This is a genomic window from Halomonas sp. 141 (genome assembly GCF_002810305.1).
GTDB lineage: Bacteria > Pseudomonadota > Gammaproteobacteria > Pseudomonadales > Halomonadaceae > Vreelandella > Vreelandella stevensii.
Genome location: NZ_PINZ01000006.1, coordinates 108,123 through 129,680 on the forward strand (window position 1 = coordinate 108,123; position 21,558 = coordinate 129,680).

Consider the following 21,558-nt stretch of genomic DNA (forward strand, 5'->3'; position numbering starts at 1 on the left):
CCGGAGTCGCCCGCATGTCCAACAATACAACTACCCCCATGGCGGCTCATGCCGCCATGCAATGCTTTGACTATATCGTGGTAGGCGCAGGCACCGCAGGGTGCCTGATGGCCAACCGACTGAGCGCCGACCCGAACAATCGGGTGCTGCTGATCGAAGCCGGTGGCCGAGACAACTACCACTGGATTCATATACCCGTCGGGTACCTGTATTGCATCAACAACCCGCGCACCGACTGGCTGTTTCGCACGGAGCCCGACCAGGGGTTGAACGGTCGCTCGCTGATCTATCCGCGCGGCAAGACCCTGGGCGGCTGCTCCAGTATCAACGGCATGATCTACATGCGCGGCCAGGCGCGGGATTACGACCACTGGGCGGAAGTGACCGGCAGCGATGCCTGGCGCTGGGAGAACTGCCTGCCGGACTTTATCAAACACGAAAACCACTACCGATTGGATAAAGGCAGCGACGGTGATGACACTCACCGCGCGTTTCATGGCCACGGCGGCGAGTGGCGGGTGGAGAAGCAGCGCCTGAAGTGGCAGGTGCTGGATGACTTTGCCGAAGCTGCCGTTCAGGCCGGTATTCCTCGAACCGAGGACTTCAATCGAGGCAGTAACGAAGGCGTTGCCTATTTCGAAGTCAACCAGCGCGACGGCTGGCGCTGGAACACGGCCAAGGCGTTCTTGCGCACGGCCTTGAAGCGGGACAACCTGACGCTGTGGCACTCCACCCAGGTGAATCGGCTCTGCTTCGAGCGTGATCAGACCGTCCCGCGCTGCGAAGGAGTCGAAGTGGTGCGAGCAGGCAAGACTCTGCAGGTGCAGGCCAGCAAGGAAGTCGTGCTGTGTGCCGGCGCGATTGGCTCGCCCCACCTGCTGCAGTTATCGGGCATCGGTCCCGCCGAGCACCTTGCCGAGCATGACATCGAGGTCGTGCACGACCTGCCGGGGGTGGGCGAGAACCTGCAAGATCACCTCCAGATACGTTCGGTGTATCGTGTCAGCAATGCCAAAACGCTGAACGCCATGGCCAGCACGTTATGGGGCAAAGCCGGTATCGGATGGGAGTACCTCACGCGGCGCACGGGGCCCATGAGCATGGCGCCGTCGCAGTTGGGCGCGTTCACGCGTAGTTCCGACGACCAGCCGTATCCCAATATCCAGTACCACGTGCAGCCGTTGAGTCTCGAAGCCTTTGGGCAGCCTCTGCACCCGTACCCTGCGATCACCGCCAGCGTGTGCAACTTGAACCCTACCAGCCGAGGCACCGTGCGCCTGAAAAGCGCCGACCCGCGCCAGGCACCTGCAATCGCGCCGAACTACCTGAGCACGCCCGAGGACCGCAAGGTGGCCGCCGATTCGCTGCGAGTGACGCGACGCATCGCCGAGCAGCCCGCCTTTGCCAGATACGCCCCGGAAGAGATCAAGCCGGGCGTGGAGTACCAGACCGACGAGGAACTGGCCCGCTTGGCCGGGGATATTGGCACGACGATATTCCATCCGGTCGGCACCACGCGGATGGGAAAAGACGACGACCCCATGGCGGTGGTGGATGCGCAATTGCGGGTTCGCGGGGTGTCTGGACTGCGGGTGGCCGACGCGGGAGTGATGCCCACCATCACCAGTGGTAACACCAATTCGCCGACGCTGATGATCGCTGAAAAGGCCGCTGGATGGATTTTGGAAGAAAAGTCATTGCACTGACATTTTTTTCCATCATAGTGTTGACGTGCAGCGTCGTTAAGCGCATGCTGCATGCAGTTGGTTAGCAAGTCGAACGTAGTCAGCAGTATCGAAACGCTCTCGCGTTGAGTCTGGTGAAAGTTTCTTGTTCTACCCACTGCAACTCGGGTATTACCCGGCTCTTCATTAAGCTACATCGAGGATTTCGATCATGGCAACTGGTACCGTTAAGTGGTTTAACGACACTAAAGGCTTCGGCTTCATTTCTCCGGACGACAATGGCGACGACCTGTTCGCGCACTTCTCCGAAATTCAAGCTGACGGCTTCAAAACTCTGCAAGACGGCCAGAAGGTTTCCTTCGACGTCACCCAGGGTAAAAAAGGCCTTCAGGCTTCCAACATCAAAGTTCTGTAATCTGAACGAATGATGTTGTCAGGTGACTTACGGGTCAGCCTGTAAAAAAACCCCGCCTTCGTGCGGGGTTTTTTGTTTGTCACGATTTTCCCCTCACCCCTCACCCCTCATGGGTATATTCTATTTTGTTCTTACTGTGTTTCTAAAAATAACTTTTTAGAATATTGGGCAGGCGGCACAATATCCCCAGGTTCGTTTATCAAGGATATGGGTTTATGTCGCTGGATGCCTGGATTGCCGTTGGGGTGGTACTGACGATTTTCCCCCTCATGGCGCTGTCGCGCCTGGGCCCCGATATCATTCTAATGGGGGCCGTGGTGGTATTGCTGACCCTGGGGGTCATCGACCCGCAGCAGGCGCTGGGGGGTTTCTCCAACAGCGGCCTGTTCACCGTGGCGTTCATGTACGTGCTGGTGGCCAGCATCCGTGAAACCGGCGGTATCGATTTGATCATTCGCTATGTGCTGGGCCGTCCGGGCACCGAGCGGGGCGCCCTGACCCGGCTGCTGCTGCCGGTGGCAACGCTGAGCGGCTTTCTTAACAATACCCCGGTGGTGGCCACCTATATCCCTGCGGTGATGAGCTGGAGCCGCCGTTTGAAGCTGTCTCCCCAGCGGCTGCTGATGCCGCTGAGCTTTGCCTCCATCCTGGGCGGGACCATCACGCTGATCGGCACCAGCACCAATCTGGTGGTGCATGGGCTGCTGGTGGAGCGCTACCCGGAGCTGGCCATGGGACTGTTCGACCTGGCCTGGGTTGGCCTGCCGGTGGCTCTGGCCGGGCTTACCTACCTGATTGTGCTGGGTCCGCGCATCCTGCCTGCCCGTAAAGGCGTCGCCAATGCTTTTGCCAACCCGAGGGAATTTACCATCGAGATGGAGGTGGACCCCACCGGCGTGCTGGTGAACCGCACCGTGGAGGAGGCGGGGCTGCGCCACCTTCAGGAGCTGTTTCTGGTCGAGATCGAGCGTGACGGTAACGTGGTCAGCGTGGTGGGGCCGGGCGAGCAGCTCAAGGGCGGTGACCGGCTGGTGTTCGTGGGCACGTCGGCGGCGGCCGTGGAGCTGCAGCAGATCCGGGGTCTGATTCCCTCTCGGGATGGTGCCTCCAGCCTGGAGAAGGAGTTCAAGGAACGACGTTTGGTAGAAGCCGTGGTCTCCAGCCAGTGCCAGTTCATTGGCCAGCGCATTCGCGACGGCCGCTTTCGAACCCTGTACGGAGCGGCGGTGTTGGCGATTTGCCGCGGCGGCGAGCGGGTGACCGGCAACCTCGGGCAGGTACGCCTGCAGCCAGCGGACGTGCTGCTGCTCGAGGCTCGCCCGCCGTTCATCGAGCGCCATCGCCAGTCCAAGGATTTCCTGCTGATCAGTGAACTCAACGGGGCGGCCAGGCCGGTGCATGAAAAGGCGCCGCTGGCCTGGGCGATTCTGCTGGGGGCGGTGATGCTGGCGACCTTTGGCGTGCTCAGCATGCTCAATGCTGCCATGCTGGGTGCTGCCATGGTGCTGCTGACCGGTTGCTGCACGGTAGGCGCGGCCAAGCGGGGGCTGGATACTCAGGTCCTGCTGACCATTGCCGCCTCGTTCGGCGTGGGGGCGGCGCTGCAAACCTCTGGAGCAGCCGACGTGCTGGCGGGCGGTATTCTCTCGCTGGTGGCAGGCAACCCCTGGCTACTGCTGTTGGGCACCTACTGCGTGGTGGCGCTGCTCACCGAGATGGTGACCAATAACGCGGCGGCGGTGATCATCTTTCCGGTGGTAATGGCGGCGGCCGAAAGCCTGGGCGTCAATCCCATGCCCTACGTGGTGGCCGTCATGTTTGCTGCGTCGGCCAGCTTCCTGACCCCCATTGGCTACCAGACCAATCTGATGGTGCATGGCCCAGGGGGGTATCGGCTGGGGGACTTTCTGCGCGTAGGAGGTGGCTTGAACCTGCTGACCGGGGCCATTGCGGTGACGTTGATTCCGTGGGTGTGGCCGTTTTAAGTGGGGAAGGACTCGCCCAACGCGTCGCTTTACGCTAGGGTGGCGCTTTTGATAGCCACCAAGGAATGCGACATGACAGCTCCAGGCGAACTGATTATCGAGCCGCAACATGGTCAACCCGCCGATGCGTGCGTGTTCATCATTCATGGACTCGGTGCCGACGGGCACGATTTCGAGCCGCTGGTGCCTGCGCTGGCCTTGCCGGAAAGCTCCCATGTGCGCTTCATCATGCCCCATGCGCCGCGCCTGCCGGTGACCATCAATGGGGGCATGGTGATGCCCGCCTGGTACGACATTCTGGCCATGGACCTGGGGCGCCGGGTGGACGAAGTGCAGCTTAAAACCTCCGCTGAGCGTATTCAGGCGCTGATTCAGGAGCAGATCGATCAAGGCATCGATAGCCAGCGCATCATCGTGGCGGGGTTCTCTCAGGGCGGCGCCGTGGCTTATCAGGCAGCCCTCTCGTTTCCCCAGCCATTGGGCGGATTGCTGGCGATGTCGACCTACTTTGCCACCGCCGACAGCATTGAACTTGCCGAGGCCAACCGCCATATCCCCCTTGAGGTGCATCATGGTAACTTTGACCCTATCGTGCCTGAAACGCTTGGCCGCTCTGGCGCCGAGCGTCTCAAGGCGCTCGGTTACTCGGTGAACTATCGTCAATATCCCATGGCCCACGCGCTCTGCCCGCAGCAGGTCAACGATATTGGCAGGTGGTTGAGCGAACGGCTCGCATAGCACGGCCTCCTTTTCGCTGGCCAATGCACAGGATAGGCGGGGGCACTTCATGATGTCGGTGGATATATTGGAAGCTGGGCTGGCGCTTTGCCTGGTGGCAGTGGCGCTTGCCTGTCTGTTGGACCGCCACCTGCTGCGGACCTGTCGGCTGTTTTTGCTGTTTACGCTGCTGATGAGTCTGGCCTGGTGGCAGTGGCAGGCGCCCTGGCTGGGGCTGATGGAGCTGGTGCTGGGCGGCGCGCTCACCGGCGGCAGCTTCTTCTATGCCCTGAAGGCATTTCCCTCGGCTCACCCGGAGGCTGCCCACTACGACCGAGTGCAGCACGGGGCCGGGCATGTCATTAGCCGTGGGCTGCTGGCGCTGGCGTGGAGCGTGATGATCGGCGCCGCGCTGCGCTATCTCTTGCCCGACATGGCCTACTCGTTGAGCGAACACCCCTTGATGCTGGCGGCGGTGGTCATGGTCTCGGCGGCCATGGGGGCTTTTGCACTGCATCGACATTGGCTGCGTCGGCTGATGGCCTTCAACGTTCTGGGGTCGGGTGTGTTTCTGCTGTTGGCAGGCATGGCGGGCCCCTTGCCCAATGCCCAGGCGCTGATTGGCGTGGGCTTGCTGATTGCCTGGCTGGGCACCCTGCTGGGCGTGCTGTTGATACGACATCTGCTGCAGCTGGAAGGGGTGTCGGCGCTGGTCGATGAGCCGTCAGACTCCCAGGCAACCCGTGAGGCTTCACAATGAGCTGGCGTTTTGGCTTGTATGACAGCGCTCTGGACCCGTTGTGGTCAAGCCACTGGGCGCTGCTGGTCGTTCTGCTGCTACCTACCCTGATAGGCTTGCTGGGGGCCTGGTTGCGCCCCGCGCGCATGGTGCCCGTCCTGCTAGCCTGTACGCCGGTGCTGGTAGCAGGCCTGTGGATGGTCATGGATGCCCAGCAGGCGGGCGTGTTGCGCTGGCAGTGGCAGCTGGCAGGGGTGGATCTGGCGCTGCGCTTCAGTGGCGTGAGCGGTTTCATGCTGCTGATTACCCAGTGGGTCGCGTTGGCCGCCGCGCTGTATACCCCCGGGCACCTGGCGCTTTCCCGGCCTGGCCCTCAGGGGCGTTGGCTGTGGCCGCTCATGGGCGTTCTGGTGAGCGCGCTGTCGTTGATCTGGATGGCGGCCGATTTGCTGACGCTCTACGCCGCCTTGGAGCTAATGGGGCTGGCCGCCGTCGGCATGCTGCTGCTGTCGGGCAAGGGCAGTGCGCTCAAGGCCGGTATGCGCTACCTGCTGCTGGCCCTGGTGGGGTCGTTGGCGTTCCTGCTGGGCATTGCCCTGCTGCTGGGGTACTGGGGGGAACTGACGCTGATGGGCCTGGCCCAGGTGGTCGAGCCAGGCCCGGTGAGCTGGATTGCGGCGGCGCTGATAGGCGCGGGGTTGGCGCTGAAGGCGGCGCTGTTTCCGCTACATGGCTGGCTGACCCCGGTGCACGAAAACGCCTGGACGCCGGTGAGTGCACTGCACGCGGCGCTGGTCATCAAGGCCTCGCTGTTCATTCTGCTGATGGTGTGGAGCGTGCTGCTGCCCGATACCCGGTTGGCCCCGCAGCTGGTGGGCTGGCTGGGGATGGCGGCCATCGTGTGGGGCGGGCTGGTGGCATGGCGGGCAGCGTCGCTGAAAACCCTGATCGCCTCGTCCACGGTGGGCCAGCTGGGCTATTTGATGGTGGCATTTCCGCTACTGCTGGGGCCGCAAACCTCGCCACTGCCCCAGGCGCTGGCCTGGGAGGGGTTCTGGCTACAGCTGATGGGGCACTCGCTGGCCAAGGCGGCGATGTTCCTGGCGGCCGGCAATCTGCTGCTGGCCACCGGCAAGAGTGCTCTGCAAGCGCTGGCGGGCACCAGCCGCCGACTGCCGCTCTCGCTGCTGACGTTCGGCATCGCGTCCATCACGCTGATGGGCCTGCCACCCAGCAGCGGTTTCACGGCCAAGTGGCTGCTGCTGCAGGCCATGGTGCTCACTCAGCAGTGGCTTGCCGTTGCCGCCCTGTTGGTGGGCACCCTGCTGACCGCGGCCTATGTGTTCAGGGTCTTTCGCTACTCGTTCGATGAAACCGCACCGCGCCATGACTACCAGCCGTTGGCACCGGGCATGGATGCGGTGGCACTGGCGCTCGCCCTGGCCGCGCTGCTGCTGGGTCTGTTGGCCCACTTGCCGTTGGCCCTGCTACAAGGAGGTGGCGCATGAACGCAGCCTGGTTACCGCTGACCACACTGGCGACCTCTCTGCTGGCCGCCGTGGCCATTTTTGCGCTACCCGAAGAGGCGCGGCGCTGGCGTACCGGTATCAACCTGCTGGCGGCGGTCAGCAAGATCGTGCTGGTCGTGCTGATGGTCGGGCGCGTGGCGGAAGGCTACGAGGACACGTTCAGCTTCCAGATTGTCGAAGGCGTCGATTTCGTGCTGCGCGCCGATGCGCTGGGCGTGATGTTTGCCGGGCTCTCATCGCTGCTTTGGCTGTGCACCACGGTGTATGCCATTGGCTACCTGGAGCATGCGGCCAACCGCAAACGCTTCTTTGGCTTTTTCAGCCTCTGCGTGGCCAGCACGCTGGGCATTGCGCTCTCCGGTAACCTGTTTACCTTCCTGATCTTCTATGAACTGTTGACGCTGTCGACTTACCCGCTGGTAGTGCATTCGGGCACCGCCAAGGCGCTGGCGGCAGGGCGCGTGTATTTGCGTTACACCCTGACCGGCGGGGTCGTGCTGTTGTTGGGGGTCGTGCTGCTGTATAGCCTGACAGGCGACCACTCCTTTGCCTCCGAGCGGGGGCTGTCGCCTTACCTGACCGACCACCGTGGCCTACTGACGCTGATCTTCGCGCTGCTGGTCGGCGGCCTGGCGGTCAAGGCGGCCATGGTGCCGCTGCATGGCTGGCTGCCCAGAGCCATGGTGGCGCCTGCGCCGGTGAGCGCGCTGTTGCATGCCGTGGCGGTGGTCAAGGCGGGGGCCTTCGGCATTCTCCGCGTGATCTATGACCTCTACGGTATCGAGCTGAGCGTCGAACTGGGGGTGACCACGGCCTTGGCCATCGCGGCCTCCATCACCATCATCTACGGCTCGCTGAGGGCCATCGCCCAGCAGGAGCTCAAGCCACGACTGGCCTTCTCGACCATCAGTCAGGTGTCGTATGTGATTCTGGGGGTCAGCCTGTTTGGGCCTTTCGGCACTATCGGTGCGCTCGCCCATCTGCTCCACCAGGGGCTGATGAAGGTCACGCTGTTTTTCTGCGCGGGCAACTACGCCGAAGAGCTGGGCATTCACCGCATCGATGAGATGGACGGTGCTGGCAAGCGCATGCCGCTGACCAGTCTGGCCTTTACCGTGGGGGCACTGGGCATGATCGGGCTGCCGCCCATTGCGGGGTTCATCACCAAGTGGTACCTGGGCATTGGCGCCATTCAGGCCGAGATGTATTGGGTGGTGGCGGTACTGGTGACCAGCAGCACGCTGAACGCCATTTACTTCCTGCCGATCCTGCATCGACTCTGGTTCCGGCAAGGGCCCGGTCACGGGGTGGGTGCGTGGCCCAACGAGCAGCGTCTGGGGCGCCTGGAAACCCATGGCTGGCTGTTGTGGCCAGCCGTGTTTACCGCGCTGGCCAGCCTGGGGGCCGGGTTGCTGGCAGGCTTGCCGTTTAGCCCCCTGGACTGGGCAACGCGGGTGGCGGTAGGGGAGTATCTACCATGATGACGACACTGCTGCTGGTCGTGGCCTTGCTCTGGCCGCTGTGCGTGGCTGCCGGGGCGGTATGGCATGCCTACCGCACCCCGTCAGCGCAGCGGCGCTACTGTTCGTGGCTGTGGGTCAGCGCCGCCTGGCCTGCGTTACTGCTGGCTTATATGGGTGAAGGCCGTTGGGTGCTGGAAGCCTGGATGCTGGGGGGCTGGTGGGAGCTGAATGCGCTCAGCCGCCCCTGGCTGGCCTTCAGCGCGCTGCTATGGAGCCTGGCGGCGCTGCATGCCCGGGGCTACTTTGCCGCCGAAGAAGCCTTGGCCCGAGGGGGCGATGACGACGCCCAGCGGCGCTTGCAGCGGTTGACGCTGCTGTGGCCATTGGCCCTGCTAGGCAACGTCCTGCTGATCCTTTCCCAGGACATTGCCAGTTTTTACCTGGGCTTTGCGCTCATGACCTTTGCCGCTTACGCGCTGGTGGTGCATAGCGGCAGCGCCGAGGCGCGACTGGGGGCTCGGGCCTACCTGATCCTCGCCGTGCTGGGCGAAGGGCTGATTCTGGGGGGGCTGCTATGGGCGGCTGGCTCCATCGACACCTTGACCCTGGAGGGCGTTCGCGAGGCCATTGCTCGCTCGGAGCACGGCGCCTGGATGGCACTGCTGCTATGGCTGGGGTTTGGCGTCAAGGCCGGGGTGGTGGGGCTGCATGTGTGGCTACCGCTGGCCCACCCGGTTGCCCCTGCGCCTGCCAGCGCAGTGCTCAGTGGCGCCATGATCAAGGCCGGGCTACTGGGCTGGCTGAACGTGCTGCCCTTGGGCGAGTCGGGTCTGGCACCTGAACTGGTACTGCTGGGCCAGACCATGATGGCGCTGGGGCTGGCCGCCGCGTTCGGGGCTGCCCTGTATGGTGTGTGGCAGCGTCACCCCAAGGCCGTGCTGGCCTATTCGAGTATCAGCCAGATGGGTATGCTGACGGCGCTGGTAGGCACCGGGTTGACGGTGCCTCAGGCGTGGCTACTGCTGCTGCCCGGACTGGTGCTGTTTGCGGCCCATCATGCGCTGGCCAAAGGGGCGCTGTTCATGGGAACCAGCGTCAGCGAACACATGCCCCGCTGGCGTGTACCGCTGCTTTTTGCGCTGATGGCGCTGCCGGGCGTATCGCTGACAGGTGCCCTGGCAGCCGGGCTGGTCAGCAAGTGGGGGGTCAAGTCAGTGCTTTACGATGCCCAGTTGACCACGCTGGTGCTGTTGCTGACCTGGGCGGCCGTGGGCACCTCGCTGCTGGTGAGCGTTTGCCTGTGGCGGCAGTGGCAGCTGCGCAAGAGTGGTGGCAGCCACCCCATGCAGTGGGGCGCCTGGTTGGCTGCCGTGGTGGCCGCGCTGGCCACTCCACTGTGGCTGCCGCTGCACGGTACCGAGGTGCCGCCGTTGGCCGAGTGGGCTGGCATCGTCTGGCCTTTCCCGGTGGGTCTGTTGGCGTTGGTGGTGGCGCTCTCCCTGCGCCAGCGTGTGAGGGTTTCCCCGCCACCCGCGGGCGATCTATGGTGGCTATACGCGCTGCTGGCAGGGCATGCCCTTCAGGGCTGCCAGCGCTTCAGCGATGGCCTGGGGCGCGTCAAGGCCGCGTCGGTGGCTCGCAGTCTGGCTTTCGAGCGAACGGCCATGCAACTGCTCAGGCACAGCCTGCGTGCAGAGCCCTGGCTGCGCCAGCACGGCAGCGGGCTGATGATGGCCATGGCCGTGCTGCTGGCGCTACTGTTGATGTGGGAGGGACGGGCATGAGCAAGCCGCAGACGGGGTCGCAAGCGTACCAGGAAGACCGAGGGCGTCAGGCCGTGACGCCGGATGACATACCCCGGCTGGGCTGGCTGGATATCGGCTGGCGCGTGTTGAGGGCGGCCCGCCGAGACCGAGTGACCATGTACGCTGCCTGCGTGGCGTTCTACGCCCTGCTGGCGCTGTTCCCCACCATCGCCGCAGTGATTTCCATCTGGGGGCTGCTGTTCGACCCGGTAGAAGCAGGGCGGCAGCTCTATGAAATCAGCCGTTTCATGCCGCCCGATGCGGCCAACCTGATCGACCAGCAGGCCCAGGACGTGGTGGAAAGTGCCCAGCGTGGCAACGTCATGGCCGCCCTGGCTGGGCTGTTGGTAGCCATGTACATCGCTTCCAAAGGGGTGTCGGCGCTGGTGGTGGGGCTCAACGTGGTTTACGGCGAGCGTGAGAAGCGGCCCGCACTGTTGCGCCTGGTCGTGCTGGTGGCGCTGACGTTCGGGCTCATCGGCATGACGCTGGTGTCGCTTGGGTTCATTGCCGTGGTGCCCATGCTGGTGGAGTGGCTGATGGTGGAACCGCCCTTTGACAGGCTACTGCAGTGGCTGCGCTGGCCAGCGCTGCTGGTGCTGATGAGCCTGCTGATTGCGCTGCTGTATCGCTTTGCACCGTACCGTCGCGCGGCCAAGTGGCGCTGGCTGAGCTACGGCACGCTGCTGGCTACCGCTACGTGGCTGCTGGGATCTGGGGGGTTGTCGCTTTACGTGCGCTACTTCTCCACGTTCAGCGAGCTTTACGGTTCACTGGGCGCCGTAGTGGCGCTGATGCTGTGGTTCTGGATGTCGGCTTTCGTGGTGCTGCTGGGGGCCGAGATCAACTGCGAAATGGAGCGCCAGACCTACCAGGACACCACCACTGGCGAGCCGCGCCCGCTGGGTGAAAGAGACGCCTTTGCCGCGGATACGGTGGGCGTGAAGACCCCCTGGCAGGATCGCGACTCGCAGGATTGAGCAGCGGCGACCGCCCAGCCAGGCTGGGCGGTCGTGGGTTGGAGGGTGGGCGACGACGTCAGCGGCTGTTCAAAGCAGCTCTTCTGCTGCCAGTGCCAGCCGTGAACGCTCGACGCTTTTCAGCGTAATGTGGCCTGCATGGGGCCAATCCCGGAACCGCTCCACCACGGCGGCCATGCCGCAGGTATTGGCGGTCAGGTAGGGGGTGTCGATCTGTCCCACGTTGCCGAGGCAGACGATCTTGGTGTTACGCCCTGCTCGCGTCACCAGCGACTTGAGCTGCTTGGGCGTAAAGTTTTGCGCCTCGTCGATGATCAGAAACGTATCGTTGAGCGTGCGCCCGCGCATGAAACTGGGCGAGCGGATCAGCACTCGCGAGCCGATCAGCTGCCGCGTGGCACCGTTGTCCCAGCTCGACTCTCCCTCCTCGTTGCGCAACAGGTTATCCATATTGTCATGGAAGGCCCCCATCCACGGCGACATCTTTTCCTCTTCCGTGCCCGGCAGAAAGCCGATGTCTTCGCCCATGGGAATGGGGGCTCGAGTGAACACGATGCGCTCGAAGTGTTTGCTGTCCAGGGTCTGCTGAAACGCGGCGGCCAGGGTCATGAAGGTTTTACCGGTGCCCGCATTACCGGCAATGGTCACCAGGTCGATCTCGGGGTCCATGAGCAGGTTGAGGGTGAAGTTCTGGCGGCTGTCATGGGCGTGCACCCCCCAGACGCCCGCGTGGTGGCGGTAGTTGGTGAGCAGCTGCAAGCGGGCAGAGGAGGGCGATAGCTCCCGAACGATGGCTTCGAATTCCGCGCCGTTTTCGCTATCCGACACCAGCATGCCGACATGCCAGTCCCGGGGCATGGTGCCGCTGAGCTGGTAGAAAGTGTGGTGCGCGACGCGCTCGACATTGACCTCCACGTTGAGACTTTCCCAAAGCGAGGCACCGCCCAGGCCTGCGGCCTCGTACACCTTGGCCCCTTCGATCATGGCGTCGCTATCGGAGAAGGCGCGGTCGTTGAGGTAGTCCTCGACGGGCACTTTCAGCGCGGCAGCCTTGACGCGAAGATTGATGTCCTTGGTGATCAGAATCACCGAGGCATCCGGGCGCTCGTCACGCAGGCGGCAGGTCTCAGCCAGGATGCGGTTGTCGGGACTGTCATCCAGCGCGTCGAACGGCTTCAGGTCGTTGTAGCACAAAAAGTGCAGCCGACCGGACTCCCCGCTGATACGTGGAATGGGGATGCCTTTCTGGATTTCATCGAAGGTGACCTGATTGGTCAGGTCTGACAGGGTGCGGCTGATCTGGCGAGCGGTGCGGGCAATTTCACGGATGCCGTTCTTGTGCTTGTCCAGCTCTTCAAGCACGGTCATGGGGATGACCACATCGTGCTCATCGAAATGATAGAGCGCGGCGGGGTCGTGAATCAGGACGTTGGTATCCAGCACATACAGCCTGGTGGCTTTCTTATCGAGTCGTACCATCGCGGAAACTACTCCTTGGTTGACGGCAATACCGACACTGGCAGATGCTCTTTACGCTTGGATGACACTTACCTGTGCCGCTTCGCTAGCGTGTCCTGCTCCTCCTTGTTAAGTACTTGCTTATAGCGTGGAAGGCTTTGGCCATTTTCGCCACAGCGTTATTTCAACGCAGTCATTGATCCATATTGCGATGACGTTCGAGGCCTAGCGGGTCGCGCTCAGAAAACGCGTAACGCTGGTCAATAGCGCGGTGGCTACCACGCCAAGGCTTTCTCCCTCCACGTAGCGGTAGTAGTGGCTCTCCAGCGCCAGATCATGATTGAGCGCGCAGAGCTGACCGTTGGCCAATGCTTCTTTGACCAACGGGTAGGGCAAGAGTGCCCAGCCGGTGCCGTTGATCGCCGCATCACGGATTACCTCGAACATCGTCAGCCCCAGGTAGTTGGTCGAAAACAGCGCTTCGCTGACCAGCCTGTCGCCCTGGTCGAAGGTCAGGCACACCTGCGTGTACTGGGCCAGGTCATCTCGGGTGACGCTGGGCAGACGGCTGAGCGGGTGATCGGCAGCGGCCACCAGGCTCATGCTGACCGGTGCCAGATGATTGGCCTTCACCGTGGTGCCCTCGGCGGTATACAGGCCGAAAGCGATGTCCACGGTTTGGCGCACTACAAACTGCGGGTGCTCTTGCGGGGGCAGCAGGTACACCGAAATGGCGGTCAGCGGGTAGCGCTGCTTCAGTTCGTGCATGACCTGACGCCAGAAGGCTTCGGGCAGCGCATCGTCGCGGGCAATGCACAGCTGGCTCTCGACGCCTTGCAAATGCTGCTGGCAATGCTTCTTGATCCGGCTGGCACTGGTCAGCAGGCGGTAGCAGTCCGGCAGCACGCTTTCGCCCACCGCCGTGAGCTGCAGGCTGTTGCCCGAGCGTTCGAACAGCGCCACCCCCAGGCTATCTTCCAGGGCGTTCACGGCCGCACTGAGCGTGCTGCGTTTCATGCCGGTATGCCGAGCCGCCGCCGCAAAGGAGCCGTGTTCGGTCACTTCGATAAACGCTTCCACCTGTTCTGCGCGCATGATGTTGCCTTCCTGGGTGCCAATAATATTGGCGCTGAGCGATTGGTTTAACGTAGCAGGTCTCCCTATGATACCCCGCGCTATACCTACTTTTCATGGAGCAATTCGCGTGACCCCCTTCATCGCAGAGCGCCGTGCGCTCAGATTTTCCGCTATTTCTGCCAGTCTGTTCGCGTTTACCGGCCTTGCGCTCGGTCTGGCCAGTGGCTCGATCACGATACTCTTCGACAGCGGCTATTCGCTATTAAGTTTAGTGCTGGCCTCGCTGTCGCTGTTTGCCCTTCAGCAGGCGCGCAAGCCCGCTGATGATCACTACCCCTTTGGGCGGCTGACGGTAGAGCCGTTGGCAGTGCTGCTCAAAGGCGTGGTGATTGCCCTGGTCTGTCTGTTTTCGCTGGTCTCGGCGCTGTGGAGCCTGGCTCAGGGAGGTCGCCTGGTGACCCTGGACCTGGCTCTGATCTTTGGGGTGGTCAACGTCACGGGGTGTCTGGTGACGTGGTGGTGGCTGGCGCGTCATGCGCGGGTTGCCCAGTCTTCGCTATTGAATGCCGAGCTTCGTCAGTGGCAGATGGATACCTGGCTGAGTGCCGCCGTGATGCTGGGGTTCGCGCTGACCTGGGGGCTGACGTTGACGCCCTGGGCGCATCTGGCACGGTTCGCCGACCCGGTCATGGTGCTGATTATCGCGGGCTATTTCCTGCCCATGCCGATTCGCATGGTCAAGGATGCCTTGCGTGAGCTGATGTTCGGTGAGCCCGTGGGCAGCGTGCGTCAGGAAGTGATTCAGGAAGTGGCGGATTTCGATATTGCCGACGACGATGTGCGCCTGGCCCAGGTGGGCAGTTTCCTGATGGTGGATATCCAACTGGACAAGCAGCAGATCGATGACGCCGAAGAGATCGTGGAAAGCGTCGAACAGCACTGCAAGCAGCGTAATTTGCGCCCGGTCATGAGCATTACACTGGTGACCTGAGCCCGCATCAAAAAAGATTGACGGTGGCGCTGGGCGAGTGGTATCTAGCGCTACCGACAACTGGTGTCGGTTTATCACTGCTTGTGAGGGTTGTAAAAACATGCCATTGCGCCGCTGTTTGCCCGTACTGCTGGCTACCGTCCTGGTGGCTGGCTGTGCCAGTAATACCGTTGCCCCCCGTTACACCACGGATAACCCGGACGTCATGCGTATCGGTGGCGAGCGCCCCGCCAGCGCTGACCCGCGCACGGAAGATGCCGGCTCCTACTGCCTGGAAACCACCGAGCGCTGGAACGAGCACGGCCGCACGCCGGATGGCCAGACGCTATGGGCCAAGGATACCCTGCGTCGCGTGGTGCCTTGCCCCTGAGCGAAGGCACCTAAAGCCTCGCGCCAGCCTGCGTGCTGGCGCGGTACTCACGCTTCGCGTTTTTGTGGTTTCCCCTTGCGTGGCGTGCCTGCCTGTCGGTTGACTGCCAAAGCGTTGGCACGCTATTAAGTTTGGCAGTAGACGATGAGATGTCCACCGCTTCAACTCACGAGACCTCCATGACCCCGGCCATCAATAGTGCACGGCAAGCAGGCATTGCCTTTCAGGTACACGACTATCCACATGATGCAGCGGCCACGTCCTATGGTCTGGAAGCCGCCGAAAAGCTGGGTGTTTCACCGGCACAAGTGTTCAAGACGCTGGTGGTCAGCCTGGATGGCAAGCAGCTGGCCGTGGGGATCGTACCGGTCGATTGCCAGCTGGGGCTGAAGCAGATTGCCAAGGCCGCAGGGGCCAAGAAGGCGGCGATGGCAGCGCCGGAAGCAGTGGAGCGCAGCACCGGTTACGTGCTGGGCGGCGTCAGCCCGCTGGGCCAGAAAAAGCGTTTACCCACCTTCATCGATGCCTCTGCAAAGGCGTGGCCCACGCTGTATGTCAGTGCCGGGCGCCGCGGGCTGGAGATCGAGCTCTCCCCCGATGACCTGGCGGCCTTGAGCCAAGGGCAATTCGCGGCGCTCTCCGCCTAGGCTTTGTACGAAAACTGCCTACGCTCGCCCATACGGCGTTAAAAATCGGCTCGTGCGCGAGTCCGATCAAAGTACTCATTTACACCTTGTAAACTCCGTCTTTTCGCCGATTTTTGCCTTGTCTGGCCATCGCTCGCCGACTTTTCGTACAAAGCCTGACGCCATGCCAAGGGTGGCCCGCTCCCAGTCAGGCAGGGCAGGGCGCTTTCTGGTATGGTGCTTCACATTATCGAATCGCTAGGCCTTATGCCCCTTCAGGAATTTCTTGTGTCAGATACCTCTTTTGCATCTCTTGCGCTGTCGCCTGCGCTGCTTGCTACGCTGGACTCCCTTGGCTATCACCAGATGACGCCGGTTCAGGCGCAGAGCCTGCCGCCCATGCTGGCGGGCCGCGACGTGATGGCCCAGGCCAAGACCGGCTCGGGTAAGACCGCCGCGTTTGGCCTGGCGCTGCTCTCTCAGCTCCGGGTGGAAGCGTTCAGCGTGCAAGGGCTGGTGCTGTGCCCGACCCGGGAGCTGGCAGACCAGGTAGCCGAAGAGCTGCGCCGTCTGGCGCGCGGCATGGCCAACGTGAAAGTGCTGACGCTGTGTGGCGGCGCCGCCTTTGGCCCGCAACTGGCCTCCCTGGAGCACGGTGCGCATATCGTGGTGGGCACGCCGGGGCGCATTGACGAGCACTTGCGCAGAGGCTCGCTGACGCTGGGGTCACTGACCACCCTGGTGCTGGACGAAGCCGACCGCATGCTCGATATGGGCTTTCAAGCCACCATCGACGACATCATTGCCGACACGCCTGCCGACCGCCAGACGCTGCTGTTCAGCGCCACCTTCCCGGACGAGCAGTCGACCGAAGGCCTGGCCATCATGACACGGGGTGTCATGCGCGACCCGGTCAGCGTCAAGGTGGAAGAGACCCACGATGCCACCACCATCGAGCAGCACTTCTACGCCGTGGCCAACGACGACGCACGCTTTGCGGCGCTGAAACAGCTGCTGCTGGCCACCCGTCCCACCACCAGCGTGGTGTTCTGCAACACCAAGCGCGAAACCCAGGCGGTGGCCGACAGCCTGGTCGATGCGGGTTTCAGTGCGGTGGCCCTGCACGGCGACCTGGAGCAGAAGGATCGTGATCGACTGCTGGTGCTGTTCGCCAACCAGAGTGCGTCGATTCTGGTTGCCACGGACGTGGCCGCCCGTGGGCTGGACATCGCCCAGCTGGATGCCGTCTTCAATTACCAGATCGCCCGCGAGCTGGAGGTTCATGTTCACCGGGTCGGGCGCACCGGGCGTGCCGGTGCCAGCGGTATCGCCTGCACGCTGGTGACCCCGCAGGAGCAGTATCGCCTCGAACGCCTTGCGGAGCTGCTGGGCGAGCCGCTGACCCCCGAGCCGCTGCCCAAGGCGTCCGACAGCACTCCGTTCGAGCCACCCATGGCCACGCTACAGCTGGCAGGTGGCAAGAAAGACAAACTGCGCCCCGGCGACATTCTGGGCGCCTTGACCAGTGAAGGCGGCCTGCGCGGTGATCAGGTGGGCAAGATCAAGGTACTGGCCCGCAGCGCTTACGTGGCGGTGGAGCGCGGTGCCGTTCAACGCGCCCAGGCCAAGCTGGAGCGGGATAAACTCAAGGGGCGTGCTTTCCGAGTGCGCCGCATTCGTCACTAACAGGATCAGCGCAGCAAGCCATGAAAACACCCAAACGATTACAGCCCCTGGTCGAAGATGGCCTGATCGATGAGGTGCTGATGCAGTTGATGAGCGGCAAGGAAGCGCAGGTGTACGTCGTACGCTGTGGTGACGAGACGCGCTGCGCCAAGGTCTTCAAGGAGGCCAAGCAGCGCAGCTTCAAGCAGGCGGTGCAGTATCAGGAAGGGCGCAAGGAGCGCAACAGCCGCCGCGCTCGGGCCATGGCCAAGAAGACCCGCTACGGCCAGAAAGAGCAGGAGCAGGCGTGGCTCACCGCCGAGGTGGACGCGCTGTATCGGCTGGCCGCTGCCGACGTGCGCGTTCCCAAGCCCTATGGCTTCGTGGATGGCGTGCTGCTGATGGAGATGATCAGCGATGCGGCAGGCGACGTGGCCCCGCGCCTTGACGATGTCACCCTGACCCACGAGCAGGCGCTGCGCTATCACGCCAAAGTGATCCAGGACGTGGTGCGTATGCTGTGTGCCGGTCTCATCCATGGCGATTTATCCGAGTTCAACGTGCTGGTGGATGCCGACGGCCCGGTCATCATCGACCTGCCCCAGGCGGTGGATGCCGCAGGTAACAACAGCGCCGCCGCCATGCTCGAGCGCGACGTCAACAACATGCGCGCCTATTTTGGCCGCTTTGCCCCGGAGCTGCTGGACACCCACTACGGCAAGGAGATGTGGGCGCTCTATGAGTCCGGCGAGCTGCACCCCGAAAGCCAGCTGACCGGCCACTTCGAGTTCGACAGCCACATTGCCAACGTGGCAGAGCTGATGGAAGTCATCGACGACGCCAAGGAAGAGGAGGCCGAACGCCTGGCGCGCCTGCGCGGCGATGACGACGAAGACTAGCCGCCGATATCGTGTACACTAGGCTGTCCATTAGCAGGGTAATGATATGCCACCATGCCGATAGGCTCGTCGGCCGAAAACGCGTGGTCGGGTAGGCAATTGCTCAGGAGGAGGGGCGCGTGAAGGGAAGTCGTTTCAGTGCAGCAAGTGCCAGAGCGCTGGCCGTGTCGCTGGGTGTCGGCGCCCTGGGCGGCCTGCTGTTTCAACTGCTGAACCTTCCCCTGGCCTGGATGCTGGGCCCGCTGGTGGCCAATCTGCTGGCCTCCGCCAAGGGCGCCAGCGTCGCAGTGCCCGAGCCGCTGCGCAACGTGTTCCTGGCCGTCATGGGGCTGGTGCTGGGCAGCCAGGTAACGCCGGAGCTGGCACATCGTGTGCTGGACTGGCCGCTGTCGGCGGCGCTGCTGCTGCTCGGGGTGGCCGCCTCCACCGCGGTGGCCTCGGCCTGGTACCGGCGCTGCGGGTTCGACCCGGTGAGCGCCTGGTTTGGCGCCGCCCCCGGCGCGATGACGGCGATGATCCTGCTGGGCGAAAAGTGTGGTGGTGACCCTCAGCGCATCGCCGTCGCCCAGTCGCTGCGCATTATTCTGGTCATTCTCTTCCTGCCACCGCTGTTCTGGGCCTTTGAAGGGGGCGAAGGCTCGTTGGGGCCAGCCGCTTCGTCGCTGGAACACGGCTGGATGCTGCTGACCATTCCCCTGCTGATACCGCTGGGCCGCTGGTTGCGCATCCCCAGCTCGGCGCTGCTGACTCCCTTGCTCATGGCCGCCCTGCTGTCGGGGCTGGACATGGCCAGCCTGGCGCTGCCCCAGTGGGGTATGAACCTGATGCTGTGGGTGCTGGGCAGTGCCATTGGCTCGCGTTTCCAGGGCATGACCCGCAGGTTGTTGGGCCGCTACCTGTGGCAATCGGGCGTGGCGACCCTGCTGGCCCTGATGGCCCTGGCGGTATTCGCCGAACTCATTCATCGTACCGTGGGGGTGGGCCGAGATGTGGCGCTGCTGGCGCTGGCCCCTGGCGGCATCGGTGAAATGGCGATTCTGGCTGTTGCCCTGGATATCGACCCGGTCTTCGTGGCATTTCATCACCTGCTGCGCATGATTACCCTGATGGTGTTCGCGCCGTTCTGGGCGCGCTGGCTGCTGAGCCGCCGCCGAGCGCACTGACAGACGCCATTCGGCTCTCTTCAAAGGCTCCTTCGTCAAGGACTTCCCATGTTGTCACGCCTGCTGTTGCCGCTGTTCCAGTTTTTTGAACGCCGTGTAAACCCCTACCCGGAAGGTGAGGTGTCGACGCCTCCCCAAGGGCTGCTGCCGTTTATCTGGCACTTTTCGCGGCCAGTCTGGCCCTGGCTGCTGCTGATGTCGCTGATGACTGCCGTGGTGTCCGCCGCCGAGGTGATGTTCTTCAGCTACATGGGCGAGCTGGTGGATTGGCTGGGCCGGGTCGAGCGGGCCGACTTCTGGGCGCAGCACGGGCTGTGGCTGGCGGGCGTCGGCTTGGCGGTGGTGGTCGGGCTGCCCCTGCTGGTACTGGGCCAGTCGCTGATTACCCACCAGAGTATTTTTGGCAACTACCCGATGATTGGCCGCTGGCTCTCGCATCGCCATATGCTGAGCCAGAGCCTGGCGTTCTATCAGGACGAGTTTGCTGGGCGCGTGTCGCAGAAAGTGATGCAAACGGCGCTGGCCGTGCGGGAGACTGTCACCAAGGTCATGGACCTGATGGTCTACGCCATCGTCTACTTTACCGGCGCGGCGATTCTGCTGGGGCGGGCCGACCCCTGGTTGCTGCTGCCGCTGGGTGTCTGGCTGGTGGGCTATCTGGGCATCATGCGCTACTTCGTGCCCCGGCTGCGGGACGTTTCCATGGCCCAGGCGGATGCCCGTGCGCAGATGACCGGCCGGGTCGTCGATAGTTATAGCAACATTCAGACCATCAAGCTGTTTGCCGACACCCAGCGCGAAGAGCGCTACGCCAAGGATGCCATGGAAGGCTTCATGATCACCGTACACCGTCAGATGCGGCTGGTCACGGTGATGAGTGTCTGCCTGACGCTGCTCAATACGCTGCTGCTGGTCGGCACTGCCGGCATGGCCATTGCGGCCTGGTTCCTGGAGGCGATCTCGCTGGGGGTATTGGCCATTGCCATTGCGCTGGTGATGCGTATCCGCTTCATGTCGGACTGGATTCTCTGGGAGGTCGCCGGGCTGTTCGAGAATATCGGCACGGTGCAGGATGGCATGAACACCATCGCCCAGCAGCCGACGGTCAAGGATGCTCCCGATGCCAAGGCGCTGAGCGTGCCCAAAGGCGAAATCGTCTTCGATGCCCTGCGCTTTCAGTATGCCCAGGCCAAGGGGCAGAGCCGACACGTGTTCGACGGGCTGAGCCTGACCATTCGGCCCGGCGAGAAGATCGGCCTGATTGGCCGCTCCGGGGCGGGTAAGTCGACCCTGGCGAACCTGCTGCTGCGTTTTTACGACTTGCAGGGAGGGCGCATTCTGATCGACGGCCAGAACATTGCGGAGGTCACCCAAACGTCGCTGCGCCACCAGATCGGCATGGTCACCCAGGACACGTCGCTGCTGCACCGCTCGCTGCGCGACAACATTCGCTACGGCAGCCCCCAGGCCAGCGACGACGATGTGTGGCAGGCGGTGTGCCGCGCCCATGCCGATACGTTCGTTCATGATCTGGTCGACCCACAGGGGCGCCGGGGCCTGGATGCCCATGTGGGCGAGCGGGGCGTCAAGCTCTCCGGGGGCCAGCGTCAGCGCATCGCCATTGCTCGAGTACTGCTCAAGAATGCGCCTATTCTGGTGCTGGACGAAGCCACCTCGGCGCTGGACTCCGAAGTGGAGGCCGCCATTCAGGAGCAGCTGGATGCCCTGATGGAAGGCAAGACCGTCATCGCCATTGCCCATCGGCTTTCGACCATTGCCATGCTGGATCGCTTGATCGTGGTGGATGAAGGCCGCTTGGTAGAAAGCGGCACCCATCAGGAACTGCTGGCTCGCAACGGTATTTACGCCGGCCTGTGGCAGCGCCAGTCGGGCGGTTTTTTGGGCAATGACCTTGATTCTGAACAGGCGACCCCCATGTAGCCGTAGAGAGTCAATACTAGACCGGTCGCCTATTTCTGGCGCACACAAAG

At 63.1% G+C, this 21,558-nt stretch carries 18 protein-coding genes; 16 read left to right on the forward strand and 2 right to left on the reverse strand.

Annotated elements, in window-relative coordinates; genetic code table 11:
* Positions 1–38: 38 nt before the first annotated feature.
* The 9 genes from CWI66_RS04920 to CWI66_RS04960 all read left to right on the forward strand — a co-directional run bounded on the left by CWI66_RS04920 (position 39) and on the right by CWI66_RS04960 (position 11,318).
* The gene (locus tag CWI66_RS04920) at positions 39–1,706 is read left to right on the forward strand and encodes a GMC family oxidoreductase (RefSeq protein ID WP_100731089.1); all 1,668 of its coding nucleotides are present in this window, start codon (positions 39–41) and stop codon (positions 1,704–1,706) included.
* 190 nt (positions 1,707–1,896) lie between these two features.
* Positions 1,897–2,100, forward strand: coding sequence for a cold-shock protein (locus CWI66_RS04925; RefSeq protein WP_009101184.1), 204 nt, complete (start codon positions 1,897–1,899; stop codon positions 2,098–2,100).
* 215 nt (positions 2,101–2,315) lie between these two features.
* On the forward strand, positions 2,316–4,085 hold the full coding sequence (locus tag CWI66_RS04930; RefSeq protein ID WP_100731077.1) for an SLC13 family permease: 1,770 nt from the start codon (positions 2,316–2,318) through the stop codon (positions 4,083–4,085).
* Between the two features lie 72 nt (positions 4,086–4,157).
* Complete coding sequence (locus CWI66_RS04935) at positions 4,158–4,823, forward strand: alpha/beta hydrolase (protein WP_100731078.1); 666 nt, start codon at positions 4,158–4,160, stop codon at positions 4,821–4,823.
* Between the two features lie 49 nt (positions 4,824–4,872).
* Positions 4,873–5,562, forward strand: coding sequence for a hypothetical protein (locus CWI66_RS04940; protein WP_016916383.1), 690 nt, complete (start codon positions 4,873–4,875; stop codon positions 5,560–5,562).
* On the forward strand, positions 5,559–7,049 hold the full coding sequence (locus CWI66_RS04945; RefSeq protein WP_100731079.1) for a complex I subunit 5 family protein: 1,491 nt from the start codon (positions 5,559–5,561) through the stop codon (positions 7,047–7,049). The genes CWI66_RS04940 and CWI66_RS04945 overlap by 4 nt, the downstream gene beginning before the upstream one ends.
* Positions 7,046–8,551 (forward strand): complex I subunit 5 family protein, encoded by a 1,506-nt coding sequence (locus tag CWI66_RS04950; protein WP_016916385.1) that lies wholly within the window; start codon positions 7,046–7,048, stop codon positions 8,549–8,551. The genes CWI66_RS04945 and CWI66_RS04950 overlap by 4 nt, the downstream gene beginning before the upstream one ends.
* Positions 8,548–10,317 carry a proton-conducting transporter transmembrane domain-containing protein gene (locus tag CWI66_RS04955; RefSeq protein ID WP_100731080.1) on the forward strand — a complete coding sequence of 590 codons (1,770 nt, stop codon included), beginning with the start codon at positions 8,548–8,550 and terminating at the stop codon, positions 10,315–10,317. The genes CWI66_RS04950 and CWI66_RS04955 overlap by 4 nt, the downstream gene beginning before the upstream one ends.
* Positions 10,314–11,318, forward strand: a complete 1,005-nt coding sequence (locus CWI66_RS04960; RefSeq protein ID WP_100731081.1) for a YihY/virulence factor BrkB family protein — start codon at positions 10,314–10,316, stop codon at positions 11,316–11,318. Before CWI66_RS04955 ends, CWI66_RS04960 begins: the two co-directional genes overlap by 4 nt.
* A gap of 69 nt (positions 11,319–11,387) precedes the next feature.
* Here the strand turns inward: CWI66_RS04960 and CWI66_RS04965 are convergent, their stop codons facing one another.
* Positions 11,388–12,797 (reverse strand): PhoH family protein, encoded by a 1,410-nt coding sequence (locus CWI66_RS04965; protein ID WP_100731082.1) that lies wholly within the window; start codon positions 12,795–12,797, stop codon positions 11,388–11,390.
* 204 nt (positions 12,798–13,001) lie between these two features.
* Positions 13,002–13,871 carry a LysR family transcriptional regulator gene (locus CWI66_RS04970; RefSeq protein WP_016916389.1) on the reverse strand — a complete coding sequence of 290 codons (870 nt, stop codon included), beginning with the start codon at positions 13,869–13,871 and terminating at the stop codon, positions 13,002–13,004.
* Between the two features lie 109 nt (positions 13,872–13,980).
* Between CWI66_RS04970 and CWI66_RS04975 the strand changes: the two genes are divergently transcribed.
* The 7 genes from CWI66_RS04975 to CWI66_RS05005 all read left to right on the forward strand — a co-directional run bounded on the left by CWI66_RS04975 (position 13,981) and on the right by CWI66_RS05005 (position 21,508).
* Positions 13,981–14,844 carry a cation diffusion facilitator family transporter gene (locus tag CWI66_RS04975; protein ID WP_016916390.1) on the forward strand — a complete coding sequence of 288 codons (864 nt, stop codon included), beginning with the start codon at positions 13,981–13,983 and terminating at the stop codon, positions 14,842–14,844.
* 100 nt (positions 14,845–14,944) lie between these two features.
* Complete coding sequence (locus CWI66_RS04980) at positions 14,945–15,214, forward strand: hypothetical protein (protein WP_016916391.1); 270 nt, start codon at positions 14,945–14,947, stop codon at positions 15,212–15,214.
* A 179-nt stretch (positions 15,215–15,393) separates the two neighbouring features.
* The gene (ybaK, locus tag CWI66_RS04985) at positions 15,394–15,861 is read left to right on the forward strand and encodes a Cys-tRNA(Pro) deacylase (protein WP_081139034.1); all 468 of its coding nucleotides are present in this window, start codon (positions 15,394–15,396) and stop codon (positions 15,859–15,861) included.
* A gap of 267 nt (positions 15,862–16,128) precedes the next feature.
* Positions 16,129–17,526, forward strand: a complete 1,398-nt coding sequence (gene dbpA, locus CWI66_RS04990; protein ID WP_039176079.1) for an ATP-dependent RNA helicase DbpA — start codon at positions 16,129–16,131, stop codon at positions 17,524–17,526.
* A gap of 20 nt (positions 17,527–17,546) precedes the next feature.
* Positions 17,547–18,404, forward strand: a complete 858-nt coding sequence (locus tag CWI66_RS04995; protein ID WP_100731083.1) for a PA4780 family RIO1-like protein kinase — start codon at positions 17,547–17,549, stop codon at positions 18,402–18,404.
* A gap of 119 nt (positions 18,405–18,523) precedes the next feature.
* Positions 18,524–19,567 (forward strand): AbrB family transcriptional regulator, encoded by a 1,044-nt coding sequence (locus CWI66_RS05000; protein WP_081192376.1) that lies wholly within the window; start codon positions 18,524–18,526, stop codon positions 19,565–19,567.
* A gap of 48 nt (positions 19,568–19,615) precedes the next feature.
* Complete coding sequence (locus CWI66_RS05005; RefSeq protein ID WP_100731084.1) at positions 19,616–21,508, forward strand: ABC transporter ATP-binding protein; 1,893 nt, start codon at positions 19,616–19,618, stop codon at positions 21,506–21,508.
* The last annotated feature ends 50 nt before the right edge of the window (positions 21,509–21,558 follow it).